Source organism: Stappia sp. TSB10GB4, assembly GCF_900185745.1.
Classification (GTDB): domain Bacteria; phylum Pseudomonadota; class Alphaproteobacteria; order Rhizobiales; family Stappiaceae; genus Stappia.
In genome coordinates this window covers 1-22708 of the sequence record NZ_FYAV01000032.1, presented here as the reverse complement: position 1 = coordinate 22708, position 22708 = coordinate 1, and the positions used below count along the sequence as shown (strand labels likewise).

The following is a 22708-nucleotide window of genomic DNA, read 5'->3' as shown; positions in this document are numbered from 1 at the left end:
TTCAGGCGGGCGTTTCCGGCTTCGCCAGGAGCTCGTAGACGGCGATCTCCGCCGCCCGGCCCTTGACCCGGGTGCTGCCGAGCGGGCGGAAGAGGAAGGCGCCGTCTCGGGCAGCCTGGCGCACCGCCTCGCTGGTCATCGCCGTGGTGCCGAACTCCTTGTTGAGCCCCTCCAGCCGCGAGGCGACATTGATCGTGTCGCCGATGGCGGTGTATTGGCGCCGGGTCGAGGCGCCGACGCTGCCGACGACGGCAATGCCGGTATGCAGCCCGAAGCGGGTGACGAGCTCGGGCCGGCCGGCCGCGCGGCCTTCCGCGTTGAAGGCGGCGACCGCCTGGGTGAGCGCCAGGGTGCAGCGGCAGGCATCCGCCACATGGTCCGGATTGCTCTCCGGCGCGTTCCACATGGCATAGATGGAATCGCCGAGAAACTGCACGATGACCCCGTCATGCGCTTCGACGATGCGGTTGAGCAGCTCGAAATAGTCCGAGAGCAGGGCGACCACCTCCTCCGGCGCGTGCTGCTCCGACAGGGTGGTGAAGTCGCGGATGTCGGTGAACAGCACGGTGACGTCGCGCCGCTCGGCCGAGGCCGGGTCCTGGCGCCCGGCAGCGACGACCTTGCGCACCAGCTCGCGCGGCACATAGAGCGCGAAGCTGGCGATGGCGGTGCGGGCGGTGGCGAGCGCGCCGGCCAGCGTGTTGATCTCCGCAACCAGCGAGGAGACGAGGGGGCGGGTCTCAAGGTCGAGATCGCCGATGCGCGCGGCATCGTCCGCAAGCTGGGTCAGCGAGCGGCTGACCAGGCGCGCGACCAGCAGGGCGGAGAGCACGCCGAGCACGATCAGACCGAGCGAGACGGCGAGCGCGCGGGCGACGAGCAGCCGGCTTTCGGCGGTGAAGTCGGAGAGCGGCGCGGCAACCGCAACGACGGTGCCGGCGAGCTCCGCCGCCCCGCGCACCGGCTCCAGCGCCAAGAGATAGGTCTCCCCGCCCGCCTCGATCCGGTGGAGGCCCGGCGCGCGCGCCCCCGCCAGCAAGGGCTGGATCGCGGGCAGAAGCGGGTCGTCGACGCTGACCGCGACATGGCGCGAGCGGGCCGAAAGCTGCGGCAGCAAGGCGGCCATCATCGCCGGATCGGAGTGGACGATCAGCCGCATGGCCTCGTCGAAGACATAGCCGCGCGCCCGCGGCGACACCGCCTCGCGCGACAGCAGATCGCTCAAGGTCTCCAGCAGCAGGTCGGCGCCGATCACCGCGCCCGGCGCGTCGGGCGCCTCGACGGCGATGGTGAGGCCGAGCTGGCCGGTCGTCGCCATCGTGTAGGGCCCGACGGTGACCGGCGCGCCGCCGGCCGCGGCCGCCGCCCGGTACCAGGGCCGCCGGCGTGGGTCGAAACGGGTGGCGCCGTCGTCGCGGCGGGCAAGCTCGCGCCCGTCGATGGTCAGGAAGCGCCAGACGGAATGGCGGGCGCCGTCTTCGCCGGCCGGCTGGATGCTGCGCACCGCGTGGTCGGTGCCCTGCGGCGCGTCGAGCGCCCGCCGCCAGGCCTCGGTATCGCCGACCCCATGCAGGAAGCTGCCATCGGCATGGGCGGCGTAGAGCCCGTCGATATGGGGCGAACTGTCGAGCACCCGGTCGAGAAACAGCGCCTTGCCGGCCATGTCGCCGGTGGGGTCCTCCAGCAGCGTGTCGGCGGCGGCGGCGAGCATCACCGCCGTGCGCCCGTCCCTGAACACCGCCTCGTACTGGGCGGCGACGCGCTGGCCGAGCAGGCTCATGCGCTCGCTCGCCGCCGAGGTGGCGAGCCGTGTGCCCTGGTCATGGGCAAGCCAGGTGAGCGGCAGCGAGATGCCGAGCAGCAGGGCGACGATCACCGTGCTGAGGTGAAAGCGCAGCGGCCGCGCCCAGTCGCGCCGCCGCGCCGCGCGCGCCGACAGCCCGTCGGGGGCCTGGTCCCGTTCTCCCATCACGTAGCGTCAGCCTCCCCGCCCGCTTTCGGAAGCGCCAGAATCACCGGCACTCCTCGCGCGGGATGCTAGCACGGCGATTGCCGGGACGGGGCGTTGGCCGGGATCGGCGAGCCGGGGGCCTATGGGCGCGCTCCCGCCGGACTCCACCACCGCTTCCGGCTCCCCGGTCCCGGATCATCGGCCTTCGGCCTCGTCCGGGAAGACGCGCAACTGGGGCACTCGGCCTCACACCTGCTGAGGGCGCCAATGGTTCCCGGCTCGCGCTGACGCGCGGCCGGGATGACCTCCTGAGAGGGAGGCACCGCCTCGCCCCACCCTCCGAGGTCACCCCGGCCGCAGGCGAAGCCGCGCGCCGGGGTCCATTCGTTCCCAGAGCGGTGTTGGGCGCCCGCTTCAGCGAAAATGCTTCGACAGCTTGAGGCCCTGGCCCTGGTAGTTGGAGCCGATGCCCTCGCCATAGAGCGTCGCCGGGCGGGCGAGCATGTGCTCGTAGACCAGCCGGCCGACCGTCTGGCCGTGCTCGACAATGAAAGGCACCTCGTGCGAGCGCACCTCCAGCACGGCGCGCGAGCCGCCGCCGCCGATCTCCGAATGGCCGAAGCCGGGGTCGAAGAAGCCGGCATAGTGGACGCGGAACTCGCCGACCAGCGGGTCGAAGGGCACCATCTCGGCAGCATAGAGCGGCGGTACATGCACCGCCTCGCGCGAGACGAGGATGTAGAACTCATTGGGATCGAGGATCAGGTCGCGGCCGCTGCGATTGACGATCGGCTCCCAGAAGTCGAGCGGGTCCTGCCCGGCGCGCAGGTCCATGTCGATGACGCCGGTATGGCGCTTGCCGCGATAGCCGATCAGGCTGCCTTCGCCCGCGCCCTCCAGATCGATGGTGAGATGCACGCCGCCGCCGATGGTCGCTTCGCCGCCCGAGACGAGGCCGTGCCGCGCGTGGACCAGGGAAAGGGCGGCATCGTCCAGCACCGGCTGGCCGCGGCGGAAGCGGATCTGCGACAGGCGCGAACCCTCGCGCACCAGCACCGGGAAGGTGCGCGGGCTGATCTCGGCATAGAGCGGGCCGCGATAGCCGGCCGGCACCGTGTCGAAGGCGCGGCCCTCGTCGGTGATCACCCGGGTGAACACGTCGAGGCGGCCGGTCGAGCTCTTCGGATTGGTGGTGGCCGAGACGTCCTGCGGCAGCGCCAGCGCCTCCATCAGCGGCACGATATAGACGCAGCCGGTCTCCAGCACCGCGCCGCGCGTCAGGTCGAAGGCATGCAGCTTCAGCCGCTCGAGCTTTTCCATCACCTTCGCGCCGGCACCCGGCAGGAAGCTGGCGCGCACCCGATAGGCGAGCGGCCCGAGCCGCAGATCGAGGCTCGCCGGCTGGATCTGGTCGTCGTCCGGACGGCGCGGCGCACTGATCTCGCCGCGCGCGAACATCTCGGCGACGGCCTGCGCCGGCAGAATGCCGTGGTCGGCTGCGGTCATGTGGCTCCCCTCGCTTGCCTGACTGCCGTGATTAACAAAGCAGGTCGCGATTGGCCAACGGGTTTTGCGGCAAGTCCCCCGAAGGGTGCGACATTTGGCCCCTCCACGCGGAAATCGCCTCACCTCCGCAATGGCCCGTATTGACGCAATTTTAGAAGTTACTAATATTTGAACACATAACTTTCCCTGGAGGCTGTTCCGATGACTCTCGACCGTGCCGTTCTTGCCTTTGCCGGCGTCATGACGCTGTTGTCCGTGGTGCTGACGCTGACCGTGTCGCCGCTCTTCGTGTGGTTCACCGTGTTCATCGGTGTCAACATGCTGCAGGCCGCCTTCACCGGCTTCTGCCCGGCGGCGATGATCTTCCGCCGTCTCGGCATCGCGCCGGGAACGGCGTTCTGACGGAGACCGGGATGATGCTGCGTGCCGCAGTGCTGGCAGCATCGGTCGCCGCGTTCGCGGGACCGGTGCTGGCGGCGGAAACCATGACCGTGGAAACACGCGCCGTGACCGAATGGAAGGCCGTGTTCGGCACCGTCGAGGCCCGCGACCAGGTGCCGGCGCGCGCGCGCATCGGCGGCACCATCGCCGAACTGGCGGTGGAAGAGGGCGACAGCGTGCGGGCCGGCGAGCGCATCGCCGTTGTAACCGACGAGAAGATCGCCTTCCAGGTGGCGGCGATCGACGCGCGGCTGCGCGCCCTGCAGAGCCAGCTCGAAAACGCCGAGGCGGAACTTGCCCGCGCCCAGACCCTGGTCGAGCGCGGCGTCGTCACCCGCCAGCGGCTGGAGCAGCTCTCCACCTCCGCCGAGGTCATCCGCAACCAGATCTCCGCCGCCGGCGCCGAGCGCTCCGTCGCCGTGCGCCAGGGCGAGGAAGGCGAGGTGCTGGCCCCGGCCGACGGGCGCGTGCTCACCGTTCCGGCGACACGCGGCGCGGTGATCATGGCCGGCGAGACCGTGGCGATGCTCGGCAGCGGCGGCACCTTCCTGCGCCTTGCCATCCCCGAGCGCCATGCGGCCAGCCTCAAGGACGGGCTCGCCATCGAGATCGGCGCCAACGGCACCGCCTTCACCGGCCGCCTCGCCAAGGTCTATCCGACGATCCAGGCGGGCCGGGTGATCGCCGATGTCGAGGTCGAGCGGCTCGACACCGACTTCATCAACGCCCGCGTGCTGGTGCGCGTGCCGGTCGGCGAGCGGCAGGCGGTCCTGCTGCCCGCCGCCACGGTTACCACCCGCGCCGGCCTGGACTTCGTGCGCCTTGCCGGGCCGGACGGGCCGGTCGAGCGCACCGTGCTGACCGGCGGCACCGTCCGCCTCGACGGCGAGGCCTTTACCGAAATCCTCTCAGGGCTCGCGCCCGGCGACGAGGTGCTTGTCCCATGACCACGCCACCCGGCGGCGGGCTCGGCATTGCCGGCGGGCTCACCCGCGCCTTCATCGTCTCACCCCTGACGCCGCTGTTCCTGCTCGCCTCGCTGGCGCTCGGGCTGATCGCCCTCGTCACCCTGCCGCGCGAGGAGGAGCCGCAGATCTCCGTGCCGATGGTCGACATCCATGTCGACGCCAGCGGCCTGAGGGCGATGGACGCGGTGAAGCTCGTCACCGAGCCGCTGGAGACCATCGTCAAGGGCATCGACGGGGTCGAGCACGTTTATTCGCAGACCCGCGACGACGGCGTGCTGGTGACCGCGCGCTTCCTTGTCGGCACCTCGTCGGACGCGGCGGTCTTGCGCGTGCACGACAAGATCCGGGCCAACATGAACCGCATCCCGGTCGGCATTCCCGAACCGCTGGTGGTCGGGCGCGGCATCGACGATGTCGCCATCGTCTCGCTGACGCTGACCCCGGCGCAAGGGACGGGAGACGCGATCACCCCGGCGGCGCTGACCCGCATCGCCCGCGAGTTGCAGGTGGAGGTGTCGAAGGTCGAGAATGTCGGCCTCACCTATCTGGTCGGCGCGGTCGGCGAGGAAATCCGCATCAACCCCGATCCGGAACGGCTGGCGCTGAACGGCGTGACGCTGCAGCAGCTTGCCGGCAAGGTCGGCGGCGCCAACCGCGCCTTTCCGAGCGGCCGGGTGCGCGCGCTGCAGGACGGCGCGGCCCGCGAGGTGAGCGTGGTCGCCGGCGAGACGCTGTCGAGCCCGCAGGAGATCGGCAATCTGGTGCTGACCACCCGCGACGGCCGGCCGGTCTATGTGCGCGATGTCGCCGATATCGCCATCCTCTCCGAAAGCGACGCGATCACCGCGATGTATGCGCGCGAGGGGGAGGGCAGCCGCCTGCCGGCGGTGACGCTGGCGGTCGCCAAGCGGGCCGGGGCCAATGCGGTCACCGTCGCCGAGGCGGTGCTCACCCGCGTCGAGGCGCTGAAGGGAACGCTGGTGCCGGCCAGCATGACCGTCACCGTGACCCGCGACTATGGCGAGACGGCCAACGAGAAGGCCAACGAGCTGCTGTTCCACCTGGGGCTGGCGACGCTCTCGATCATCGCGCTGGTGATGGCGGCGATCGGCCGGCGCGAGGCGCTGGTGGTTGCCGTGGTGATCCCGGTGACGATCCTGCTGACGCTGTTCGCCGCCTGGGTGATGGGCTACACGCTGAACCGGGTGTCGCTGTTCGCGCTGATCTTCTCCATCGGCATCCTGGTCGACGACGCCATCGTGGTGATCGAGAACATCGCCCGCCACTGGGCGATGGGCGATGGGCGCGACCGGCGAACGGCCGCCATCGAGGCGGTGGCCGAGGTCGGCAACCCGACCATCGTCGCGACGCTGACCGTCGTCACCGCCCTGCTGCCGATGCTCTTCGTCTCCGGGATGATGGGCCCCTATATGAGCCCGATCCCGGCCAATGCCTCGGCGGCAATGATCTTCTCCTTCTTCGTCGCGGTGACGGTGACGCCCTGGCTGATGCTGAAAGCCGCCGGCAAGGCGCCGGTGCATGGGGGACATGGCACGGGGCACGATACCGGGCATGGGGCCAGTTCGGGTGGCCGGCTGGGCCGCGCCTATCTGGCGGTCGCCCGCCCGGTGCTCGCCTCCAAGGCGCGGAGCTGGATCTTCCTGCTGCTGGTCGGCGTGGCGACGCTTGGCTCGATGGTGCTGTTCGCCACCAAGGACGTGACGGTCAAGCTGCTGCCCTTCGACAACAAGTCGGAACTCTCCGTCACCATCGACCTGCCGGAGGGCAGCACGGTGGAACAGACCGATGCGGTGGCGCAGGCGGCGGCGCGCATCGCGATGGCGCTGCCGGACGTGGTCTCGGCGACGACCCATGCCGGCACCGCCGCGCCCTTCGACTTCAACGGGCTGGTGCGCCACGCCTATCTGCGCCAGGAGCCGCAGCTCGGCGATGTCGCGCTGGTGCTGGCGCCCAAGGGCGAGCGCGAGCGGGCGAGCCATGCGGTGGCGCTCGACCTGCGCCAGAAGCTCGCCGCGCTCGACGTGCCGGCCGGCACGGTGCTGAAGGTGGTGGAGCCGCCTCCCGGCCCGCCGGTGCTGGCGACGCTGCTTGCCGAGATCTACGGGCCGGACGCACAGACGCGCCGGGCGGTGGCGGAGAAGGTGCGCGAGGCCTTCGCCTCGGTTCCCTTCATCGTCGATATCGACGACAGCTATGGCGTGCCGGCGCCGCGCAAGCGGGTGACTGTCTCCACCGACGAGCTCGACTTCTTCCGCGTGCAGGAAAGCGACGTCTTCGACACGCTGGCAATCCTCGGCGGCGGGCGCACGCTCGGCTATTCGCATCGCGGCGAGGGGCGGGCGCCGATCCCGATCCGGCTGGAGCGGGCGCGCGGCGACAAGGTGCTGGACGAGCGGTTTCTGGCGACGCCGATCCCGGCCGACGTGCTGCCCGGCAGCACCAGCGTCGTCGAACTCGGCGATGTGGTGAAGGTGCGCGAGGAGGTCTCCTCGCATCTCATCTTCCGCCACAACGGCCGCTTCGCCGACATGGTGACGGCGGAGCTCGCCGGCGACTTCGAGGCGCCGCTCTACGGCATGCTGGCGGTGCGCGACGCGCTCGACGCGATGGACTGGGGCGACCTGCCAAAGCCCGTCATCCGTCTCAACGGCCAGCCGGAGGACGAGAGCACGGTGACGCTCTTGTGGGACGGCGAGTGGGAGGTGACCTGGGTGACCTTCCGCGACATGGGCGCGGCCTTCATCGTGGCGCTGCTCGGCATCTATATCCTGGTCGTGGCGCAGTTCGGCTCGTTCCGCCTGCCGCTGGTGATCCTGACCCCGGTGCCGCTGACCTTCATCGGCATCATCGGCGGCCACTGGCTGTTCGGCGCGCCGTTCTCGGCGACCTCGATGATCGGCTTCATCGCGCTTGCCGGCATCATCGTGCGCAACTCGATCCTCCTGGTCGACTTCATCCGCCATGCGCACAGGCCCGACCAGTCCTTGATCGAGGTGCTGCTGGAGGCCGGGGCGATCCGCTTCAAGCCGATCCTGCTGACCGCGCTGGCGGCGATGATCGGCGCGGCGGTGATCCTGACCGACCCGATCTTCCAGGGCCTGGCGATCTCGCTGCTGTTCGGCCTCGCCTCCTCGACGCTGCTCACCGTTCTGGTGATCCCGGCGATCTACCGGGTGCTGCGCACCTAGCGCTTTTGCCGAAACGTCGATCCTGCGCGCGCTCCTCGTGGGCGCGCGCAGGGCCGTTTGCGACACTGCTCGAGGATCAAAATTCTGGCCCGGACACGCCGGCCGTGGCATAGGTGAGCTGCACCGCACACCGCCCGCCCGCCATCCGAGCCGATCCGCCCGAAAGGTCCTCGATTGGAATTCAGCTTCCCGCCCTACCGCATCGCCATCACCCATGCCGATGCCGCCGCCCTGCTGGAGGAGGTGTCCGCCCGGCTGCGGCGCGGCGAGGGCTTCGCGCTGGCGACGATCAATCTGGACCATCTCGCCAAGCTGCGCTGCGACGAGGCCTTCCGCGCCGCCTATGCCGCGCAGGACCTGGTCGTCGCCGACGGCAACCCGGTGGTCTGGCTGTCGCGTCTGGCCGGGCGGCCGGTGAGCCTGGTGCCCGGCTCGGACATGGTGGTGCCGATGGCAGAGGCGGCGGCGCAGGCCGGGGTGGGAGTGGCGCTGCTGGGCGCGACGCCGGCCGCGCTCGATGCCGCGGCCGAGGCGCTGACGGCGCGGGTACCAAGGCTCGCCATCGTCGCGCGGCTCGCCCCGCCGATGGGCTTCGATCCCAACGGCGCCGGCGCCGATGCGCTGATCGACGAGCTGGCGCGGTCGGGCGCGCGGCTGTGCTTTCTGGCGCTGGGCGCGCCGAAACAGGAGATTTTCGCCGCCCGCGCCCACCGGCGCCTGCCGCAGGTTGGCTTCGCCTCGATCGGCGCGGGGCTGGATTTTCTCGCCGGCACCCAGCGCCGCGCCCCGGCCTGGATGCGGGCCGCCGCGCTGGAATGGCTCTGGCGCATGCTGTCCAACCCGGCCCGGCTGGTTCCGCGCTATGTCCGCTCGGCGCTGACGCTGCCGGGGCAGGCGGTGGCGGCCTGGCGGCTGCGGCGGCGATAGGCCGGGCCGACAGGCCGTTGCAGTCCCCTCAGTTTCAGTTCCCTCAGTCGCCGGACGAGACGAGCTCGCCGGAGATCGCTTTCGCGATAAGCTCCCGGGTCTCCGGGATGCCGTAGAGCGCAACGAAAGACCCGAAGCGCGGCCCCTTCTCCTGGCCGAGCAGCAGCTTGTAGAGCGCCGAGAACCAGGCGACCGAGACGCCCGGCCCGCCGTCCGGGCTCTTCTTGCCCGGGTCCTGGTAGCGCTCGATGGCGCGGGCGACATCCAGCACCGCGTCCTGGATCGCCGATCCGTCCGCATCCTCGGGCAGGCTGGCGAGCTCGTCGTCGAGCGCCTTGAGTGCCTCCAGCTCGACCTCATCCGGCGCATGGAACACCTTGGCCGGCTTCACGAAATCCTCGAAGTAGCGGATCGCGTAGCCGACCAGCTCGTCGAGCTTCGGGTGGCTTTGCGGTGTCACGCCCGGCACATGGCGCAGGATCAGCGCCCACAGCACGTCCTTGGTCTGCGCATTGGAGGCGGAGACGAGGTTGAGCAGCATGGTGAAGGAGATCGGCACGTCCACCTTCGGCGGATGGCCGGAATGGATGTGCCAGGCCGGATTGGCAAGCTGCTGCTCCACCGGCATCGACGGATATTTCTCGGCGAAGGCGAAATACTCGTCGACCGCCTTGGGGATGATGTCGAAATAGAGCTTCTTGGCGGTCTTCGGCTTGGTGAACATGTAGAGCGCCAGGCTCTCCGGCGAGGCATAGGTCAGCCACTCGTCGATGGTCAGGCCGTTGCCCTTCGACTTGGAGATCTTCTGGCCGACCTCGTCGAGGAAGAGTTCATAGACGAAATGCTCCGGCGGGGTGCCGCCCAGCACCTCGCAGATCCGGTCGTAGATCGGCTGGTTGGTCAGGTGGTCCTTGCCGAACATCTCGAAATCGACGTCGAGCGCCGCCCAGCGGGCGCCGAAGTCCGGCTTCCACTGCAGCTTGACGTTGCCGCCGGTGACGGGGAGCGTCACGTCGGTGCCGTCCTCGTCCTCGAAGGTGACGGTGCCGGCCTTCGCGTCGACCGCCTTCATCGGCACGTAGAGCACGCGGCCCGAGATCGGCGAGATCGGCAGGAACGGCGAATAGGTCGCCTGCCGCTCCTCGCCGAGCGTCGGCAGCATCACGTCCATGATCTCCTGGTACTTCTCGGCGGCCTTGAGGAGGATCGCGTCGAAGCGGCCGGACTTGTAATAGTCGGTGGCGCTGGCGAACTCGTATTCGAAGCCGAAATGGTCGAGGAAGCGGCGCAGCATGGCGTTGTTATGCGCGCCGAAACTGTCGTAATCGCCGCCGAACGGGTTCGGCACCGCGGTCAGCGGCATGTGCAGATAGGGCTCCAGCGCGGCGCGGTCCGGCACGTTTTCCGGGATCTTGCGCATGCCGTCCATGTCGTCGGAAAAGCACAGCAGCCGGGTCGGGATACGGTCCTCGCTCAGCAGGCGGAAGGCGGTGCGCACCATGGTGGTGCGGGCGACCTCGCCGAAGGTGCCGATATGCGGCAGGCCCGAGGGGCCGTAGCCGGTCTCGAACAGCACCGGGCGGTCGATCTTCGCCTTCTCCACACGTTTCAGCAGCTTGCGCGCCTCCTCGAACGGCCAGGCCTTCGAGGTCCGGGCGGCCTCGACGACGGCGGGGGACAGATCGAGTTCGGGCAGCGAAGCTGTGGTCATGTGCGGACCGTTGTCTTTGTGTGGAATGGCAAGGGATGCCGGTCTGGCATACCGGTCTGGCGGCGCGCGAGACTAGTGCGTTTCCGGACGGAACGGAACCTTCGCATTGCAAAAAATCGCCGCAGCCGCCAAAGCCGGCGCAAGCGCCGCTTGCGCTCGCCCGGTCAGGGCATTAGGGGAAACGGCAACCGCCAACGGCAAGGTCAAGAAAGGTCCGCAGATCCGATGAGCGAACGTGTCAGCCTCCAGGAAGCCCTGATCTATGTGATGGTGATGGTGTCGGCCTCCGACAGCAGCATGACCGACAAGGAACTGCACTCGATCGGCGAGCTCATCAAGACGCTGCCGGTCTTCGCCAGCTTCGATCAGGAGCGCATCGTCGCCGTGGCGCAGGATTGCGGCGAGCGGCTGCAGGCCGAGAACGGCATGGCCGACACCTTCGCGGTGATCGCCGCCAGCGTGCCGGCGAGCTACCGCGACACCGCCTATGCGCTGGGCGTGGAGATCGCCGTCGCCGACGTGTCGGTGGCGCAGGAGGAACTGCGGGTGCTGCAGTTGCTGCGCGACGCGCTCGGCCTCGACAAGCTGACGGTTGCGGCGATCGAACGCGGCGCCCAGGCCCGCTTCCGCACCGCCTGAGCCGGCGGGCGCAGGAGACGGCCGGGAAGGGGCCCCGGCCGCAGGGTCAGGCGGGCAGCAAAGCCTGGCGCACAGGAAACTCCGGCGCACAGAAAACTCCGGCGGGCAGCAGGTCAGGCGGGCAGCAGGTCGCGGTCGCCATAGACCTGCGACCAGGGCACCGGCTTGCCGATATAGTATCCCTGCACCAGGTTGACGCCGAGGTCCCTCAGGATCTCCAGGGTCTCGAGATCCTCGACATATTCGGCGACCACCTTCACATGCATCGCCTCTGCCACCGCGACGATGCCGGCGACGATGGTCTGCTGCACCACGTCATGGCCGATATTGCCGATGATGTTGCCGTCGATCTTCAGCATGTCGACATCGAAGCGGCGCAGATAGCCGAACGACGACAGGCCGGAGCCGAAATCGTCGAGCACCACCTCGAGGCCGCGTGCCTTCAGCCCGGCGATCAGCTCCAGCGCGGTCTCCATCGACCGCACGGCGGAGGTCTCGGTGATCTCGAAGGCGAGCCGACCCGGCGCGATCGCCGCCGCGTCCAGCGCCGCCAGCAGGAAGTCGCGGAAGATCGGATCGCCGACCGACTGGCCCGACAGGTTGATCGACAGGTGAACGTCGTCGGGCAGGCCCGCCAGCCGCTTCAGCACGGTCTCCACCACCCAGCGGTCGACCCGGCTCATCAGCCCGTGGCGCTCGGCGGCGGCGATAAAGACGGCCGGCGGCAGCGGCCGGCCATCCTCGCTCAGCACCCGCAGCAGCACCTCGTGCCAGGGCGCGCTGGTGCCGTCGATCGGTGCCACCGGCATCAGGAACAGTTCGAAGCGCCCGCTCTGCAGCGCGGCCTGCACCAGTTGCAGATTGCCGATTTCCCGGAAGCGGGCCTTCATCTCGTCGTCGTCGGGATGGAACACCGACACGCGCGCGCCGCCCTTTTCTTTGGCGACGAAACAGGCCCGGTCGGCCCAGTTGATGACGTCCTGCACCGAGGGCGCCGAGGCGGCGAAGGCCTGCTGGTCGAGCAGGGCGACGCCGACGCTGGCGCCGACGGAAAAACACTCGCCCTGCCACACGAAGCCGAGCGCCTCGATCGAGTGGACGATCCGTTCCCCGAAACGGGTGGCGTCGGTCTCGGTCACCATGCCGGTCACGACGGCGAACTCGTCGCCGCCCAGGCGGGCGACGAAAGCATCCGGATCCATGCTGCGCAGCAGGCTCGCGATCTGCCTGAGCAGCGCATCGCCCGCCGCATGGCCGGCAAGATCGTTGACGACCTTGAAATCGTCGAGATCGACCAGCAGCAGGGCGGTGTTGCAGCCCTGGCACAGAGCGTTGCAGGCGCCGCAGGCCTCGATGCGGCTGCCGATCTCAAGCTCGAGCGCATGCCGGTTGGCAAGGTCCGTCAGCGTGTCCCGCAAGGCCTGCCGGCGCAGGCGCTGGTTCAACTGCGCCTCTTCGGTGACGTCGCGGGCGTTGACGACCACGCCGACGATCTCGCAATTCTCGCCCCGCAGCGGCTCCAGCCGCACCGAGACATGCGTCTCCGCTTTGCCCTCGCGCTCGCACGTGAACGTGTATCGCGCGACCCGTCCCTCGAAACAGCCTATGAGATGCGGCAGGACCCGCTCGTGAAAGGCCTCGTGGCCGATCACCTCGGCTACCGTCCGGCCGACGACCTCCTCGGTCAGGCGGTTCCACAGCCGGGCGTAGGACGGGTTGGCCCACAGATAGCGGTAGTCGGCATCGACCACGGCGAGCGCATCGGAGGTCTGGTTGATCACCTCGTCCTGCATCGACACGCGCTGGCGCAACTGGTGCAGGTCGGTGGTGTCCTCCAGCATCGAGAGGAAGCCGATCACCGCGCCGGCCTCGTCGCGAACCGGCTCGTGACGGATGCGCAGCAGCCGGCCGCGGGTGGCGCGGCGCAGGCCCCAACTGACCACCGACTGCGCCTCGCCGGCGAGCGCCGCCTCGATCTGCGGCCGGTCGCGCTCGAACACCGCCGGCCCGATCAGCTCGGCCAGGGTCTTGCCCACCACCTCGCCGCGGGTGAAGCCCTCCGTTTCGAGGAAGGTGGCGTTAACGTCGCGGACCACCATGTCGCGGTCGCAGAACAGGATGCGGATCGGCGAGGCATTGAAACACGCCTCGAAGGCGAGTTGATGCGGCTGCAACGGGTGCAGCGCCTCCGCGCCGGGCCGTCTCACCATCTTGCGCATGCGGGTTCCCCTCTGTCGACCCACTCGTTCCGCCCGATCCCCCGACCACATTCCCCGACACAATGGTAATTTCAATTTAACATATAGATTATGATTCGCATGTTTGACCGATCTTCCCTAGCGATTTTTTCCAAGGGTCACGTTCAGGGCAGGCACATCCTGCCGATCTCGAAGGAAAGATCCTGCCGGCCGCAAGGATGCACGCTCGATCTACGCAACGTGAGTTGCGATGATTGTCGCATATGCAACCAGTACGCGCGTCGATGCCGCGTCGGCGGCATGGGGAGGGGAGATCTCAGTTGAGGGTGCGCGCGGCGCCCGGGATGTCGAGCGAGAAGGCCGGGATGGCGACCTCGAAGCGCTCGCCGTCGACGGTCTCCATCTCGTAGCGGCCCTCCATCATGCCGGAGCTGGTGCGCAAGGGGCAGCCGGAGGTGTATTCGAACCGCTCGCCGGGGGCGAGCACCGGCTGCTCGCCGACGACGCCGAGGCCGCGCACTTCCTCCAGCCGGCCGAGCGCGTCGACGATGCGCCACTGGCGGGCGCGCAGGCGCACCGTGTCGAGGCCGAGATTGACGATGTCGATGGAGTAGGCCCAGACGAAGCGGCCTTCGTCGGGGCTGGACTCCTCGACAAGATAATGCGGCTCGACCGTTACCTGGATGTCGCGCGTCACCGCCCGGTACATGCGTCTCCTTTCGCCTCAGCGGCTGTTGCGGCCCGGCCCCGGTGGCGGGCGATGCGGTTGCAATCTAATCCGAAACCGGCGATTTTCCAGCCCCATCCGCAGCGGCGGCGCCCGTGCCCCGCCGAAGGAACCGCCCCATGTTCGACGCTCGCCTCAGGCCGCTGATCGACCCCATGCTGAACGCCGCCGGCCGGCGCCTTGCCGCCGCCGGGGTCAGTGCCGATGCGGTGACGCTTGCCGGCTTTGCCTGCGGCATGGGCGCGGCGCTGGCGATCTGGGCGGGAGCCCCGCTGCTCGCCGCGCTGCTGATCCTCGCCAACCGGCTGGCGGACGGGCTCGACGGCGCGGTCGCGCGCGCCCGTGGTCGCACGGATCGCGGCGGCTATCTCGATATCGTGCTGGATTTCTTCTTCTACGGGGCGGTGCCCTTCGCCTTCGCGCTGGCCGACCCGGCGGCCAATGCGCTCGCCGCCTGCGCGCTGCTGCTCGGCTTCTACATGAACGGGGCGAGCTTTCTCGGCTTCGCGATCATGGCGGAAAAGCGCGGGCTTGCGACCAGCGCGCAAGGGGCGAAGTCGCTCTATTATCTCGGCGGGCTGGCGGAAGGCGCGGATACGATCGCCGTCTTCCTCGCCTTCTGCCTGTTTCCGGCCGCCTTCGCGCCGATCGCCTGGGGCTTCGCGGCGGTCTGCGCGGTCTCGGCGACCGCGCGTCTCGTCATGGTGGCGCGGCTGCTTTAGGCTTTCTGGGCCATATCCAGCGCGGTCATGAGGTCGGCCGCGAGATCGTCCTCGTGCTCCAGCCCGACGGAGAGGCGCAGCAGCCCCTCGGTGATGCCGAGTTCAAGGCGCGCCTCTTCGGCGACCGACTGATGCGTCGTCGTCGCCGGATGGGTGATGAGGCTCCTGGCATCGCCCAGATTGTTGGACATCTTGACGATCTTGAGCGCGTTGGAGGCGAGGAAGGCGGCCGCCTTGCCGCCCTTCAGCTCCAGCGCCAGCATGGTCGAGCCGGCCTTCATCTGGCGGCGGGCCACCTCGGCCTGCGGATGGTCGGCGCGGCCGGGATAGATCAGCCGGGCGACCGCCGGATGCGCCGCCAGCAGGTCGGCAAGCCGCGCCGCGGTGCGGGTCTGGCGCTCGACGCGCAGGGCCAGCGTCTCCAGCCCCTTCAGCATCACCCAGGCGTTGAACGGGCTCATCGACGGGCCGGTATGCTTCATGAAGGGCATCACCTCGTCGGCGATCCATTCCTCGGTGCCGAGCACCACGCCGCCAAGGCAGCGGCCCTGGCCGTCGATATGCTTGGTGGCGGAATAGACGACGATGTCGGCGCCGAGCGCCAGCGGCGACTGCCAGATCGGCGTGGCGAAGACGTTGTCGACGATCAGCTTGGCGCCGACCGCATGGGCCATCTCGGCGACGGCGGCGATGTCGATCACCTCCAGCGTCGGATTGGTCGGGCTTTCCAGGAAGCAGGCGACCGTCTCCGGGCGGATGGCGGCGCGCCAGGCGTCGAGATCGGTGCCGTCGACCAGCGTCGAGGAGACGCCGAAGCGCGGCAGCAGGGTCTCGACGATATAGCGGCAGGAGCCGAACAGCGCCTTGGCCGCGACGACGTGGTCGCCGGCCTTGCAGCAGGCCATCAGCGCCAGGTTGACGGCGGCCATGCCGCTGGCGGTGGCGCGCGCCGCCTCCGCCCCTTCCAGCGCGGCGATGCGGGTCTCGAACATCGCCACGGTCGGGTTGGCATAGCGCGAATAGACGAAGCCGGGATCATCGCCGTTGAACCGCGCCTCGGCCGCCTCGGCCGTTGCGTAGACGAAGCCCTGGGTGAGGTACATCGCCTCGGACGTCTCGCCATAGGGGGAGCGTGTCGTTCCGCTATGCACCAGGGTCGTCTCGGGGTGCCAGCCGTGCCTGTTCGTCGTCATGCCGTTCTCCAGATGCAAAAACCCCGGCCGCGATGGGGCCGGGGTCTTTGCAACCCGGCCTGTTTAGCGACTTGTTTAACGTGGCTGCAAGCCGGCCGGCTCAAATCACCACGGAATTCGACAATCCTGATAGTCCAGCGCGCCAGCCGCGTCAACGGTCCTTGCATGGAACGGGCCGCCCGAGGGCGGCCCGTTGTTGTCGGAGTTGGGCCACCCGAGGGCGGCCCGTGGTTGCGGGAAGCTGGAGGGCTCGGCGGCCGCGCCTCAGGCGGCGCGCACGGTGCGCAGGAACTCGGCGACCCGGCCGCGCAGCAGTTCGGACTGCCGGGCGAGCTCGCTCGCCGAGGACAGCACCTGCGAGGAGGCGGAGCTTGCCTCCTGTGCCGCCTGGGTGACGCCGACGATGTTGGACGTCACCTCGCCCGCTCCTTGCGAGGCCTGCTGGACGTTGCGGGCGACCTCGGTCGTGGTGTTGCCCTGCTCGCCGACGGCAGCGAAGATCGCGGCCGAGATGTTGCTCATGTCCTCGATGGTGCGGCCGATGCCGGAGATCGCCTCGCTGGCCTCCAGCGTCGAGCTCTGCATCGACTTGATCTGGGTCGAGATCTCGGCGGTGGCCCGCGCGGTCTGCTCGGCGAGGCCCTTGACCTCGTTGGCGACGACCGCGAAGCCGCGGCCGGCCTCGCCGGCGCGCGCCGCCTCGATGGTGGCGTTGAGGGCGAGCAGGTTGGTCTTCTCGGCGATCTCGTCGATCAGGCTGATGATGGCGCCGATCTGGTCGGCATTGGTGCGCAGGTCGTTCATCCGGTCGGTGGTGCGGGTCGCCTCGCTGACGGCGCGGCCGGCGACCTGGCGCGACTGGTCGGCCTGACGGCCGATCTCGCCGGCGGAGCTGGCCAGTTCCTCGACCGCCGAGGCGACGGTCTGCACGTTCATCGCCGCCTGCTCGGCCGCCGCCGCGACGGAGGCCGACTGGGAGCTGGTCTCCTCGGCGGAGGCGGTCAGCGTGCCGGCCGCCGCCTGCAACTCGGTCGCCGCCGACGAGACGATGTTGACGATCTCCCCGACCGCGTTCTCGAAGTCGTCCGCCATCTGGTTGAGCGCCGCCTTCTGCCGCTCGGCGGCCAGCACCTTGGCCTGTTCCTGCTCCGCCCGCATCTGGATCGCCTCAAGACCGCTGGCGCGGAACACCTCGGCCGCCTTGGCGATGTCGCCGACCTCGTCCTTTCGGTCCTCGCCGACGATCTTCACGTCGTAATTGCCGCGCGCAAGCTCGCCCAGGGTCTCGTTGATCATGCGGATCGGCTTGGCGATGCCGGTCTGACCGATCAGGATGCCGAGGCCGAGGCCGACGATCGTCGCGCTGGCCATGACGATGTAGAGAAGGATCTCCTTGGACTGCGCGACCTTCTGGATATCGTCTTCCAGATCGTTCGCGCGGCTGATCAGCGTGGTCGTCTGCTCGGTGACGATGGCGCGCGCTGCCGTGGCGTGTTCGCCGCTTCCCAGCGCGAGATCGGCCAGTTGCCGGTCCTGCTCCGGCGTCGCGGTGCCGCGAACCTGGCTTGCGAGGGCCATCGTCTTTTCGGACGAGGCGACCAGCCTGGCGACGGCCGGTTCGGCTTGCCGCAGGAGAGCCTGGACCTCCGGCGACGTCGAGGAGCGGATCGTGTTGAGATAACCAGCGATCCGCGCGACGTCCTGCCGGTAGTCCTCGCTCACGGTCTTGATGAGATCCTCGCGCGGCTCGGCTGCGGCCAGCAGTTCCGCGCGGTTGATGGAGAGGATGAGCTGATTGAGCCGCGCCGAGGCGACAGCCTGGTCGGAAGCCTGAGCGGCATATTCGGCGTCAACCGCCACCACCCGGAGCGCCAAGATGCCGACCAGTCCGACCGCGATCATCGCAATGTTCAACAAGATGACGACGGACAGGATCTTCGGCGTGATCCGGTAGGATTTGAGCGAGAACATTCTTGTCTCCTTATGTGCTGCCGGGTTAACCCCGGTCGAAAACTATCAATATGTTGGTTAACCGCATGTTAAATTTACGGAGCTCGAAAACCGATCCCGTTGAATTTGTTTGAAAAATGCAGCGATGGATGGGTGTTGCGCCGCTTTCCTCTACCGTTGGTTGCAAGTAAGAAATATATATTATTCTTGAAGTATCATTTCTCAATTCATTCTATTTCTGTCGTTGAAAATGGCGAACGCGACGTCACCGGGCGTTGCCCGGGTGCCAGGGGGTGTCGGTAATTTCAACGGGAGGCAGATCGAGCGGCAAGACCTGTGTGCCGTCCGCGTCGCGGCCGGGCTGCTGCGGCGCCGGCCGCAAGGGATCAGGCAGCTCGCCGGGCAGGGGCAAGGCGGGTAGGGGCAAGGCGGGCAGGGATGAGCCGGGGGGCAGCGCCGGGCCATCGAGCTGCCAGATGCCGCGGCGCGCCTCGCGCGCGGCCGCCGCCGCCGCGAAAAGCTCCTCGCCGGCGCCCTCGCCGGGGCGGGCCCAGCCCTGCGCCACCAGCCAGGCGGCAAGGTCCGTGCCCTGGCGGCGGCAGCGGGCCAGCACGACGCCGGCCGGCGTGTCCTGCATGTCCTCGCAGGTGACCGCATGGCGCAGCACCAGGCCGCGCAGCGCCGTGCGCGCCCGCATGCCGCAGGGCCAGGTGCCGCCGAGCCGCGAGGGACAGGTTTCCTCCGGGCCGGGCGCGTCGATGCCGGCAAGGCGGATGGTCAGGTGCTTGGCGCGGAAGCTGCCGGCGTCCAGCACCAAGGGCTGGTGAAAGGTGATCTCGCTCGGGATCTCCCGTTCGGGCAGCTTTGGCAATTGCGGGGCGACGCGCTTCAGCGGGCCGGACACCTGGGGCGGCGGCAGGATGTCGGACGGGGTAACGTTGCGGATGCTCGTCGGGTCCGGCGCGTCGGGCAGGATCGGCGCGGGAGCGGGCGAGGGCGACGGCGAGGTGGGGGCCGTGCGGTCGTCCGCCTGCGCCTGTGCCACGGCAGGTGCCGGCTGCTCCCCCGCGACAGGCCGCTCCGCGGCATCCGCCTCCGCATGCATGTCTGGTGCCTGTGTCTGGGCCTGCACCTGTGCCGGTTCGCCAGGGGGCATGCCGGTGAGCACGGCTCTCACAAGGCCGCCGCTGCCGTAATCGGCGGCGATGGCGAGCACGCCGGCGATCAGCACTGCGATGAGGAAGGTGCGTCCCATGTCCGTTCCCGTTCTGCCGTCTTTCCCGCGGCGTGCCGCTACTGGCTCGCCCAGATGATCCGCGCCATCCAGACCACCTCGTCGGCGACGAGGCGCTCGGGCGCGCTCTCCGCGTCGAGCGGCGACAGTTCGATGCGCCCGCGCAGACGCCGGTCGAAGATCCGCGCCCTGAGTTCGCCCGAGGCGAGGCGCAGCGCCACCCGGTCGCCGCGCAGGATCGCCCGCTTCGGCGAGATGACGATGACGTCGCCCTCCCGGTAGAACGGCAGCAGGCCGTCGCCGGTGACGCGGATGGCGCAGTCCTCGCCCGGGATCTCGGACGGGCTGCTCTGCCGCTCGCCCTCCAGCATCGCCGGCAGGTCGCCGTCATGGAAGAAGCCGTTCACCGCCGGAAGGACCCCGGCCTGCGCCGTGCCGCGCGGCAACGGCAGACGGTCGTCATCGGCCATGCCGACCGGCGTGTGTTCCGGGTCCGGCCCGTTGACCAGCGCGACGAAGTCGGCGAGGTCCGAGCGGGTGGCGCCGAGGATCTTTGCGATCGACTCCATCGAGGGCCAGCGCGGCCGGCCGTCGGCGGCCGTGCGCTTCGACGGGTTGAAGGTGGTCGGGTCCAGTCCTGCGCGCCGGGCAAGGCCGGACGGCGTCAGCCCGTTGCGCCGGGCAAGCAGATCGATGGCCGACCAGAGGGTCTCATGCGAAAGCATGGTTTGGCTCCGCTGCCGCCTGCCAGGGAACGGCCCTGGCCGGGTGGCCTGTTGCTGCGGCCGCCGCGGGGCGGCCGGACGCCGGGGAGCGGTCGCGGCCGCCCGTCCCGCGCTTCCTGTCCGGGTTATCCCCGTTACGGGTATATATTCCTAATGATGGTCGAGTGCCAGTCCGGCCCGGCGCGCCGGCCGCCGCTTTCCCCCAGAGCCGCCCTTGTCTGAGCGGCCCGCAGCCTGTAATCCGGCGCGCAAGCCTTCTTCACGCACAGGAACGGGCCGCCCCATGACGTTGATCTACAAGATTTCTCCGGCCAAGGACTGGCAGCAGGCCGAGGCCGAGGGGCGGTTTTCCGGTGCGCCGGTGGACCTTGCCGACGGGTTCATCCATTTTTCCGCCGCCGACCAGGTGCGCGAGACTGCGGCAAAGCACTTCGCCGGCCAGCACGGACTTGTCCTCGTCGCGGTGGAGGCCGAGGCGCTGGGCGAGGGCCTGAAATGGGAGCCTTCGCGCGGCGGGGCGCTGTTCCCGCATCTCTACGGCGACCTGGAGATGGCGGCGGTGCGCTGGGTGCGCGAGCTGCCGCTGGGAGCGGACGGGGCCCACCTCTTCCCGGAGGCGCTGTGATGTTCTCCTCCGCCGTCGATGCGCTCGCCCGCAAGGCGCTGTTTTCTCTCGATGCGGAAACCGCCCACGGGTTGACCGTCAAGGCGCTGGCGAGCGGACTGACGCCGGCCTGCAAGGTGCCGCAGGACGGCCGGCTGGCGGTGACGCTCGCCGATCTGACCTTTCCCAATCCGCTCGGCATGGCCGCCGGCTTCGACAAGAACGGCGAGGTGCCCGACGCGCTGCTGGCGCTCGGCTTCGGCTTCACCGAGGCCGGCACGGTGACGCCGCTGGCCCAGGACGGCAATCCGCGCCCGCGCGTCTTCCGCCTGCCCGCCGACCGGGGGGTGATCAACCGGCTCGGCTTCAACAACGAGGGCCATGCGGCGCTGCGCGCCCGGCTTGTGGCGCGGCGCCATCGCGGCGGCATCGTCGGGGTCAATGTCGGGGCCAACAAGGACGCGGCCGACCGCATCGCCGACTATGTCGCCGGCATCGAGGCCTTCGCCGATCTTGCCTCCTATTTCGCGGTCAACATCTCCTCGCCGAACACGCCGGGCCTGCGCGACCTGCAGGCGCGCGAAGCGCTGAAGGAACTGCTCGGCCGGGTGATGGAGGCGCGGGAAGCGGCCGCCGCCCGCCACGGGCGTTCGGTGCCGGTGCTCTTGAAGATCGCCCCGGACATGGATGAGGCCGGGCTCGACGACATCGCCGCCGAGGTGCTGGCCGCCGGCATCGACGGGCTGATCGTCTCCAACACGACGCTGGCGCGCAATGGCCTTTCCGACCGCAAGGGCGCGGCCGAGGCGGGCGGATTGTCGGGGCGGCCGCTGTTTCGCCGCTCCACCATCGCGCTTGCCCGCATGCGCCTGCGGGTCGGTCCGCGCCTGCCGATCGTCGGTGTCGGCGGCATCGACAGCGGCGAGGCGGCCTGGACCAAGATCACGGCCGGCGCCAGCCTGCTGCAGCTCTATACCGGCCTCGTCTATGAGGGGCCGGGGCTGGTCGGCCGCATCCTGACGCATCTGTCCGCCTGCCTCGACCGGCACGGGCTCGCCCATCTCGGCGAGGCGAGCGGCCGCAATGCGGAAGCCTGGGCCAGGGCCGACCCGGACGGGCAGGGGAGCGTGTGAGGCGTTTCTTTGAGAGAGGCAAAATATCACCCATCGTTTGATGGTGTGATGTGATGTCTCATGGGCTTTGGCTGTTCCCGCAAGCCCTCAATGCTTCGATGTATTGCTAACCCTTTGATCGCCTTCATCAATTGTAAGTGATTGATTCTTAGCGCAAATTGCATATATATGCCATTATGATACGCTTTAAGTTCGCACCCCAGAAGGCACAGGCGGCCATCCATTGGATGGTTTCGCAGCGGCGTGATTTGGATCTGCACGCAGCTCTCAAGTCTTGCTATTTCGCGGACAAGTCGCACCTCAATGAGCACCGGCGGCCCATTTTCGGAGCTACCTATCGCGCCATGAGATTTGGCCCTGTGCCGCTTGAAATCTATGAAATGATGAAGGGTGAAGCCCTGTGGAAGGCGGAGCTCAACACAGAAGAATTTCCTTGGGATCTTGAAGGATATCGCCTCCGACTCGTCGGTAATTTCGAGACAGATCTAGATGTTTTGGCCGAAACGGACGTGGATCATCTGCAAAGCGGCTTTACCACTTCCATAGCTATGGATTTTAACGAGAGAACAAGCGCAACCCATGGTTCGGATTGGCAACGTGCCGAACTTGGAATTATGCGCTACGAGGACATGATAGAAGAAGGGCCGGAAAAAGAAGATATCATCTCCTATCTTCAGGCTAATTCCAGATATATGCGCTTATGATCAATGTCCTGGAGGTGATTTGGATTTCGGACGAGGAGATTAGAGGCCGTTTGGAAAATCGCGGACAGGGGTTTTTCGTTGAGGCGCTTTGTGATTCAAGCTCTGAATGTGGACAGAGCAGAGTCGTGGCCGGATGGCCAAGATCGCCAAGAAGACCAAGCGCTAC

Annotated in this window: 18 protein-coding genes and 1 riboswitch; of the genes, 9 read left to right on the top strand and 9 right to left on the bottom strand. The window is 68.6% G+C overall.

Annotated features, from left to right (window positions below; all coding sequences use genetic code 11):
* Position 1 precedes the first annotated feature (1 nt).
* Together TSB10GB4_RS05560 and TSB10GB4_RS05555 are read right to left on the bottom strand one after the other, a co-directional pair.
* Positions 2 to 1969: an adenylate/guanylate cyclase domain-containing protein gene (locus tag TSB10GB4_RS05560; protein ID WP_186394984.1), complete on the bottom strand. Its 1968-nt coding sequence runs from the start codon at positions 1967 to 1969 to the stop codon at positions 2 to 4.
* A 396-nt stretch (positions 1970 to 2365) separates the two neighbouring features.
* On the bottom strand, positions 2366 to 3457 hold the full coding sequence (locus TSB10GB4_RS05555) for a 2'-deoxycytidine 5'-triphosphate deaminase (protein WP_186394914.1): 1092 nt from the start codon (positions 3455 to 3457) through the stop codon (positions 2366 to 2368).
* A gap of 201 nt (positions 3458 to 3658) precedes the next feature.
* Here TSB10GB4_RS05555 and TSB10GB4_RS05550 point away from each other — a divergent pair, with 201 nt between their 5' ends.
* The 4 genes from TSB10GB4_RS05550 to TSB10GB4_RS05535 all read left to right on the top strand — a co-directional run bounded on the left by TSB10GB4_RS05550 (position 3659) and on the right by TSB10GB4_RS05535 (position 9002).
* Positions 3659 to 3859: a DUF2892 domain-containing protein gene (locus TSB10GB4_RS05550; protein WP_186386837.1), complete on the top strand. Its 201-nt coding sequence runs from the start codon at positions 3659 to 3661 to the stop codon at positions 3857 to 3859.
* Between the two features lie 11 nt (positions 3860 to 3870).
* Entirely contained in the window at positions 3871 to 4845 is a 975-nt protein-coding gene (locus tag TSB10GB4_RS05545; protein WP_371328863.1) for an efflux RND transporter periplasmic adaptor subunit, read from the top strand.
* Positions 4842 to 8075 (top strand): efflux RND transporter permease subunit, encoded by a 3234-nt coding sequence (locus TSB10GB4_RS05540; protein ID WP_186394913.1) that lies wholly within the window; start codon positions 4842 to 4844, stop codon positions 8073 to 8075. The genes TSB10GB4_RS05545 and TSB10GB4_RS05540 overlap by 4 nt, the downstream gene beginning before the upstream one ends.
* 174 nt (positions 8076 to 8249) lie before the next feature.
* Entirely contained in the window at positions 8250 to 9002 is a 753-nt protein-coding gene (locus tag TSB10GB4_RS05535) for a WecB/TagA/CpsF family glycosyltransferase (RefSeq protein WP_186394912.1), read from the top strand.
* Positions 9003 to 9045: 43 nt separating this feature from the next.
* On the opposite strand, the gene TSB10GB4_RS05530 is transcribed toward TSB10GB4_RS05535, so the two are convergent.
* Positions 9046 to 10713: a lysine--tRNA ligase gene (locus TSB10GB4_RS05530; RefSeq protein WP_186394911.1), complete on the bottom strand. Its 1668-nt coding sequence runs from the start codon at positions 10711 to 10713 to the stop codon at positions 9046 to 9048.
* A 225-nt stretch (positions 10714 to 10938) separates the two neighbouring features.
* Here TSB10GB4_RS05530 and TSB10GB4_RS05525 point away from each other — a divergent pair, with 225 nt between their 5' ends.
* Entirely contained in the window at positions 10939 to 11352 is a 414-nt protein-coding gene (locus tag TSB10GB4_RS05525) for a tellurite resistance TerB family protein (protein WP_186386833.1), read from the top strand.
* Positions 11353 to 11465: 113 nt separating this feature from the next.
* Here TSB10GB4_RS05525 and TSB10GB4_RS05520 read toward each other — a convergent pair whose 3' ends face one another.
* The gene (locus tag TSB10GB4_RS05520) at positions 11466 to 13571 is read right to left on the bottom strand and encodes a bifunctional diguanylate cyclase/phosphodiesterase (protein WP_186394910.1); all 2106 of its coding nucleotides are present in this window, start codon (positions 13569 to 13571) and stop codon (positions 11466 to 11468) included.
* A gap of 295 nt (positions 13572 to 13866) precedes the next feature.
* Complete coding sequence (apaG, locus tag TSB10GB4_RS05515) at positions 13867 to 14259, bottom strand: Co2+/Mg2+ efflux protein ApaG (RefSeq protein WP_186394909.1); 393 nt, start codon at positions 14257 to 14259, stop codon at positions 13867 to 13869.
* A 137-nt stretch (positions 14260 to 14396) separates the two neighbouring features.
* Here apaG and TSB10GB4_RS05510 point away from each other — a divergent pair, with 137 nt between their 5' ends.
* Positions 14397 to 14999 carry a CDP-alcohol phosphatidyltransferase family protein gene (locus TSB10GB4_RS05510; RefSeq protein WP_186394908.1) on the top strand — a complete coding sequence of 201 codons (603 nt, stop codon included), beginning with the start codon at positions 14397 to 14399 and terminating at the stop codon, positions 14997 to 14999.
* On the opposite strand, the gene TSB10GB4_RS05505 is transcribed toward TSB10GB4_RS05510, so the two are convergent.
* From TSB10GB4_RS05505 to TSB10GB4_RS05490, 4 genes are all read right to left on the bottom strand, one after another.
* Complete coding sequence (locus tag TSB10GB4_RS05505; RefSeq protein WP_186394907.1) at positions 14996 to 16192, bottom strand: O-succinylhomoserine sulfhydrylase; 1197 nt, start codon at positions 16190 to 16192, stop codon at positions 14996 to 14998. The two genes, TSB10GB4_RS05510 and TSB10GB4_RS05505, sit on opposite strands and share 4 nt — an antisense overlap.
* A gap of 42 nt (positions 16193 to 16234) precedes the next feature.
* A riboswitch (SAM riboswitch) is annotated at positions 16235 to 16314 on the bottom strand.
* 142 nt (positions 16315 to 16456) lie between these two features.
* A complete protein-coding gene (locus TSB10GB4_RS05500) occupies positions 16457 to 18163 on the bottom strand; it encodes a methyl-accepting chemotaxis protein (RefSeq protein WP_186394906.1) in 1707 nt (568 codons plus the stop codon).
* A gap of 244 nt (positions 18164 to 18407) precedes the next feature.
* Positions 18408 to 19397, bottom strand: coding sequence for a thermonuclease family protein (locus TSB10GB4_RS05495; RefSeq protein ID WP_186394905.1), 990 nt, complete (start codon positions 19395 to 19397; stop codon positions 18408 to 18410).
* A 38-nt stretch (positions 19398 to 19435) separates the two neighbouring features.
* On the bottom strand, positions 19436 to 20101 hold the full coding sequence (locus TSB10GB4_RS05490; protein ID WP_186394904.1) for a helix-turn-helix transcriptional regulator: 666 nt from the start codon (positions 20099 to 20101) through the stop codon (positions 19436 to 19438).
* Between the two features lie 283 nt (positions 20102 to 20384).
* On the opposite strand from TSB10GB4_RS05490, the gene TSB10GB4_RS05485 reads away from it, so the two are divergent.
* The 3 genes from TSB10GB4_RS05485 to TSB10GB4_RS05475 all read left to right on the top strand — a co-directional run bounded on the left by TSB10GB4_RS05485 (position 20385) and on the right by TSB10GB4_RS05475 (position 22542).
* The gene (locus TSB10GB4_RS05485) at positions 20385 to 20726 is read left to right on the top strand and encodes a DUF952 domain-containing protein (protein ID WP_186394903.1); all 342 of its coding nucleotides are present in this window, start codon (positions 20385 to 20387) and stop codon (positions 20724 to 20726) included.
* On the top strand, positions 20726 to 21838 hold the full coding sequence (locus tag TSB10GB4_RS05480) for a quinone-dependent dihydroorotate dehydrogenase (RefSeq protein ID WP_186394902.1): 1113 nt from the start codon (positions 20726 to 20728) through the stop codon (positions 21836 to 21838). The genes TSB10GB4_RS05485 and TSB10GB4_RS05480 overlap by 1 nt, the downstream gene beginning before the upstream one ends.
* 227 nt (positions 21839 to 22065) lie before the next feature.
* Complete coding sequence (locus tag TSB10GB4_RS05475; RefSeq protein ID WP_186394901.1) at positions 22066 to 22542, top strand: Panacea domain-containing protein; 477 nt, start codon at positions 22066 to 22068, stop codon at positions 22540 to 22542.
* Positions 22543 to 22708: the final 166 nt, after the last annotated feature.

Excerpts from the sequence above, each read along its gene's own strand:
- TSB10GB4_RS05545 (WP_371328863.1), top strand. The coding sequence starts at position 3,871 with ATGATGCTGCGTGCCGCAGTGCTGGCAGCATCGGTCGCCGCGTTCGCG.
- TSB10GB4_RS05485 (WP_186394903.1), top strand. The coding sequence starts at position 20,385 with ATGACGTTGATCTACAAGATTTCTCCGGCCAAGGACTGGCAGCAGGCC.
- TSB10GB4_RS05530 (WP_186394911.1), bottom strand. The coding sequence starts at position 10,713 with ATGACCACAGCTTCGCTGCCCGAACTCGATCTGTCCCCCGCCGTCGTC.
- TSB10GB4_RS05525 (WP_186386833.1), top strand. The coding sequence starts at position 10,939 with ATGAGCGAACGTGTCAGCCTCCAGGAAGCCCTGATCTATGTGATGGTG.
- TSB10GB4_RS05520 (WP_186394910.1), bottom strand. The coding sequence starts at position 13,571 with ATGCGCAAGATGGTGAGACGGCCCGGCGCGGAGGCGCTGCACCCGTTG.
- TSB10GB4_RS05560 (WP_186394984.1), bottom strand. The coding sequence starts at position 1,969 with ATGGGAGAACGGGACCAGGCCCCCGACGGGCTGTCGGCGCGCGCGGCG.
- TSB10GB4_RS05550 (WP_186386837.1), top strand. The coding sequence starts at position 3,659 with ATGACTCTCGACCGTGCCGTTCTTGCCTTTGCCGGCGTCATGACGCTG.
- TSB10GB4_RS05510 (WP_186394908.1), top strand. The coding sequence starts at position 14,397 with ATGTTCGACGCTCGCCTCAGGCCGCTGATCGACCCCATGCTGAACGCC.
- TSB10GB4_RS05490 (WP_186394904.1), bottom strand. The coding sequence starts at position 20,101 with ATGCTTTCGCATGAGACCCTCTGGTCGGCCATCGATCTGCTTGCCCGG.
- TSB10GB4_RS05495 (WP_186394905.1), bottom strand. The coding sequence starts at position 19,397 with ATGGGACGCACCTTCCTCATCGCAGTGCTGATCGCCGGCGTGCTCGCC.
- apaG (WP_186394909.1), bottom strand. The coding sequence starts at position 14,259 with ATGTACCGGGCGGTGACGCGCGACATCCAGGTAACGGTCGAGCCGCAT.
- TSB10GB4_RS05505 (WP_186394907.1), bottom strand. The coding sequence starts at position 16,192 with ATGACGACGAACAGGCACGGCTGGCACCCCGAGACGACCCTGGTGCAT.
- TSB10GB4_RS05540 (WP_186394913.1), top strand. The coding sequence starts at position 4,842 with ATGACCACGCCACCCGGCGGCGGGCTCGGCATTGCCGGCGGGCTCACC.
- TSB10GB4_RS05475 (WP_186394901.1), top strand. The coding sequence starts at position 22,066 with ATGGTTTCGCAGCGGCGTGATTTGGATCTGCACGCAGCTCTCAAGTCT.
- TSB10GB4_RS05480 (WP_186394902.1), top strand. The coding sequence starts at position 20,726 with ATGTTCTCCTCCGCCGTCGATGCGCTCGCCCGCAAGGCGCTGTTTTCT.
- TSB10GB4_RS05500 (WP_186394906.1), bottom strand. The coding sequence starts at position 18,163 with ATGTTCTCGCTCAAATCCTACCGGATCACGCCGAAGATCCTGTCCGTC.
- TSB10GB4_RS05555 (WP_186394914.1), bottom strand. The coding sequence starts at position 3,457 with ATGACCGCAGCCGACCACGGCATTCTGCCGGCGCAGGCCGTCGCCGAG.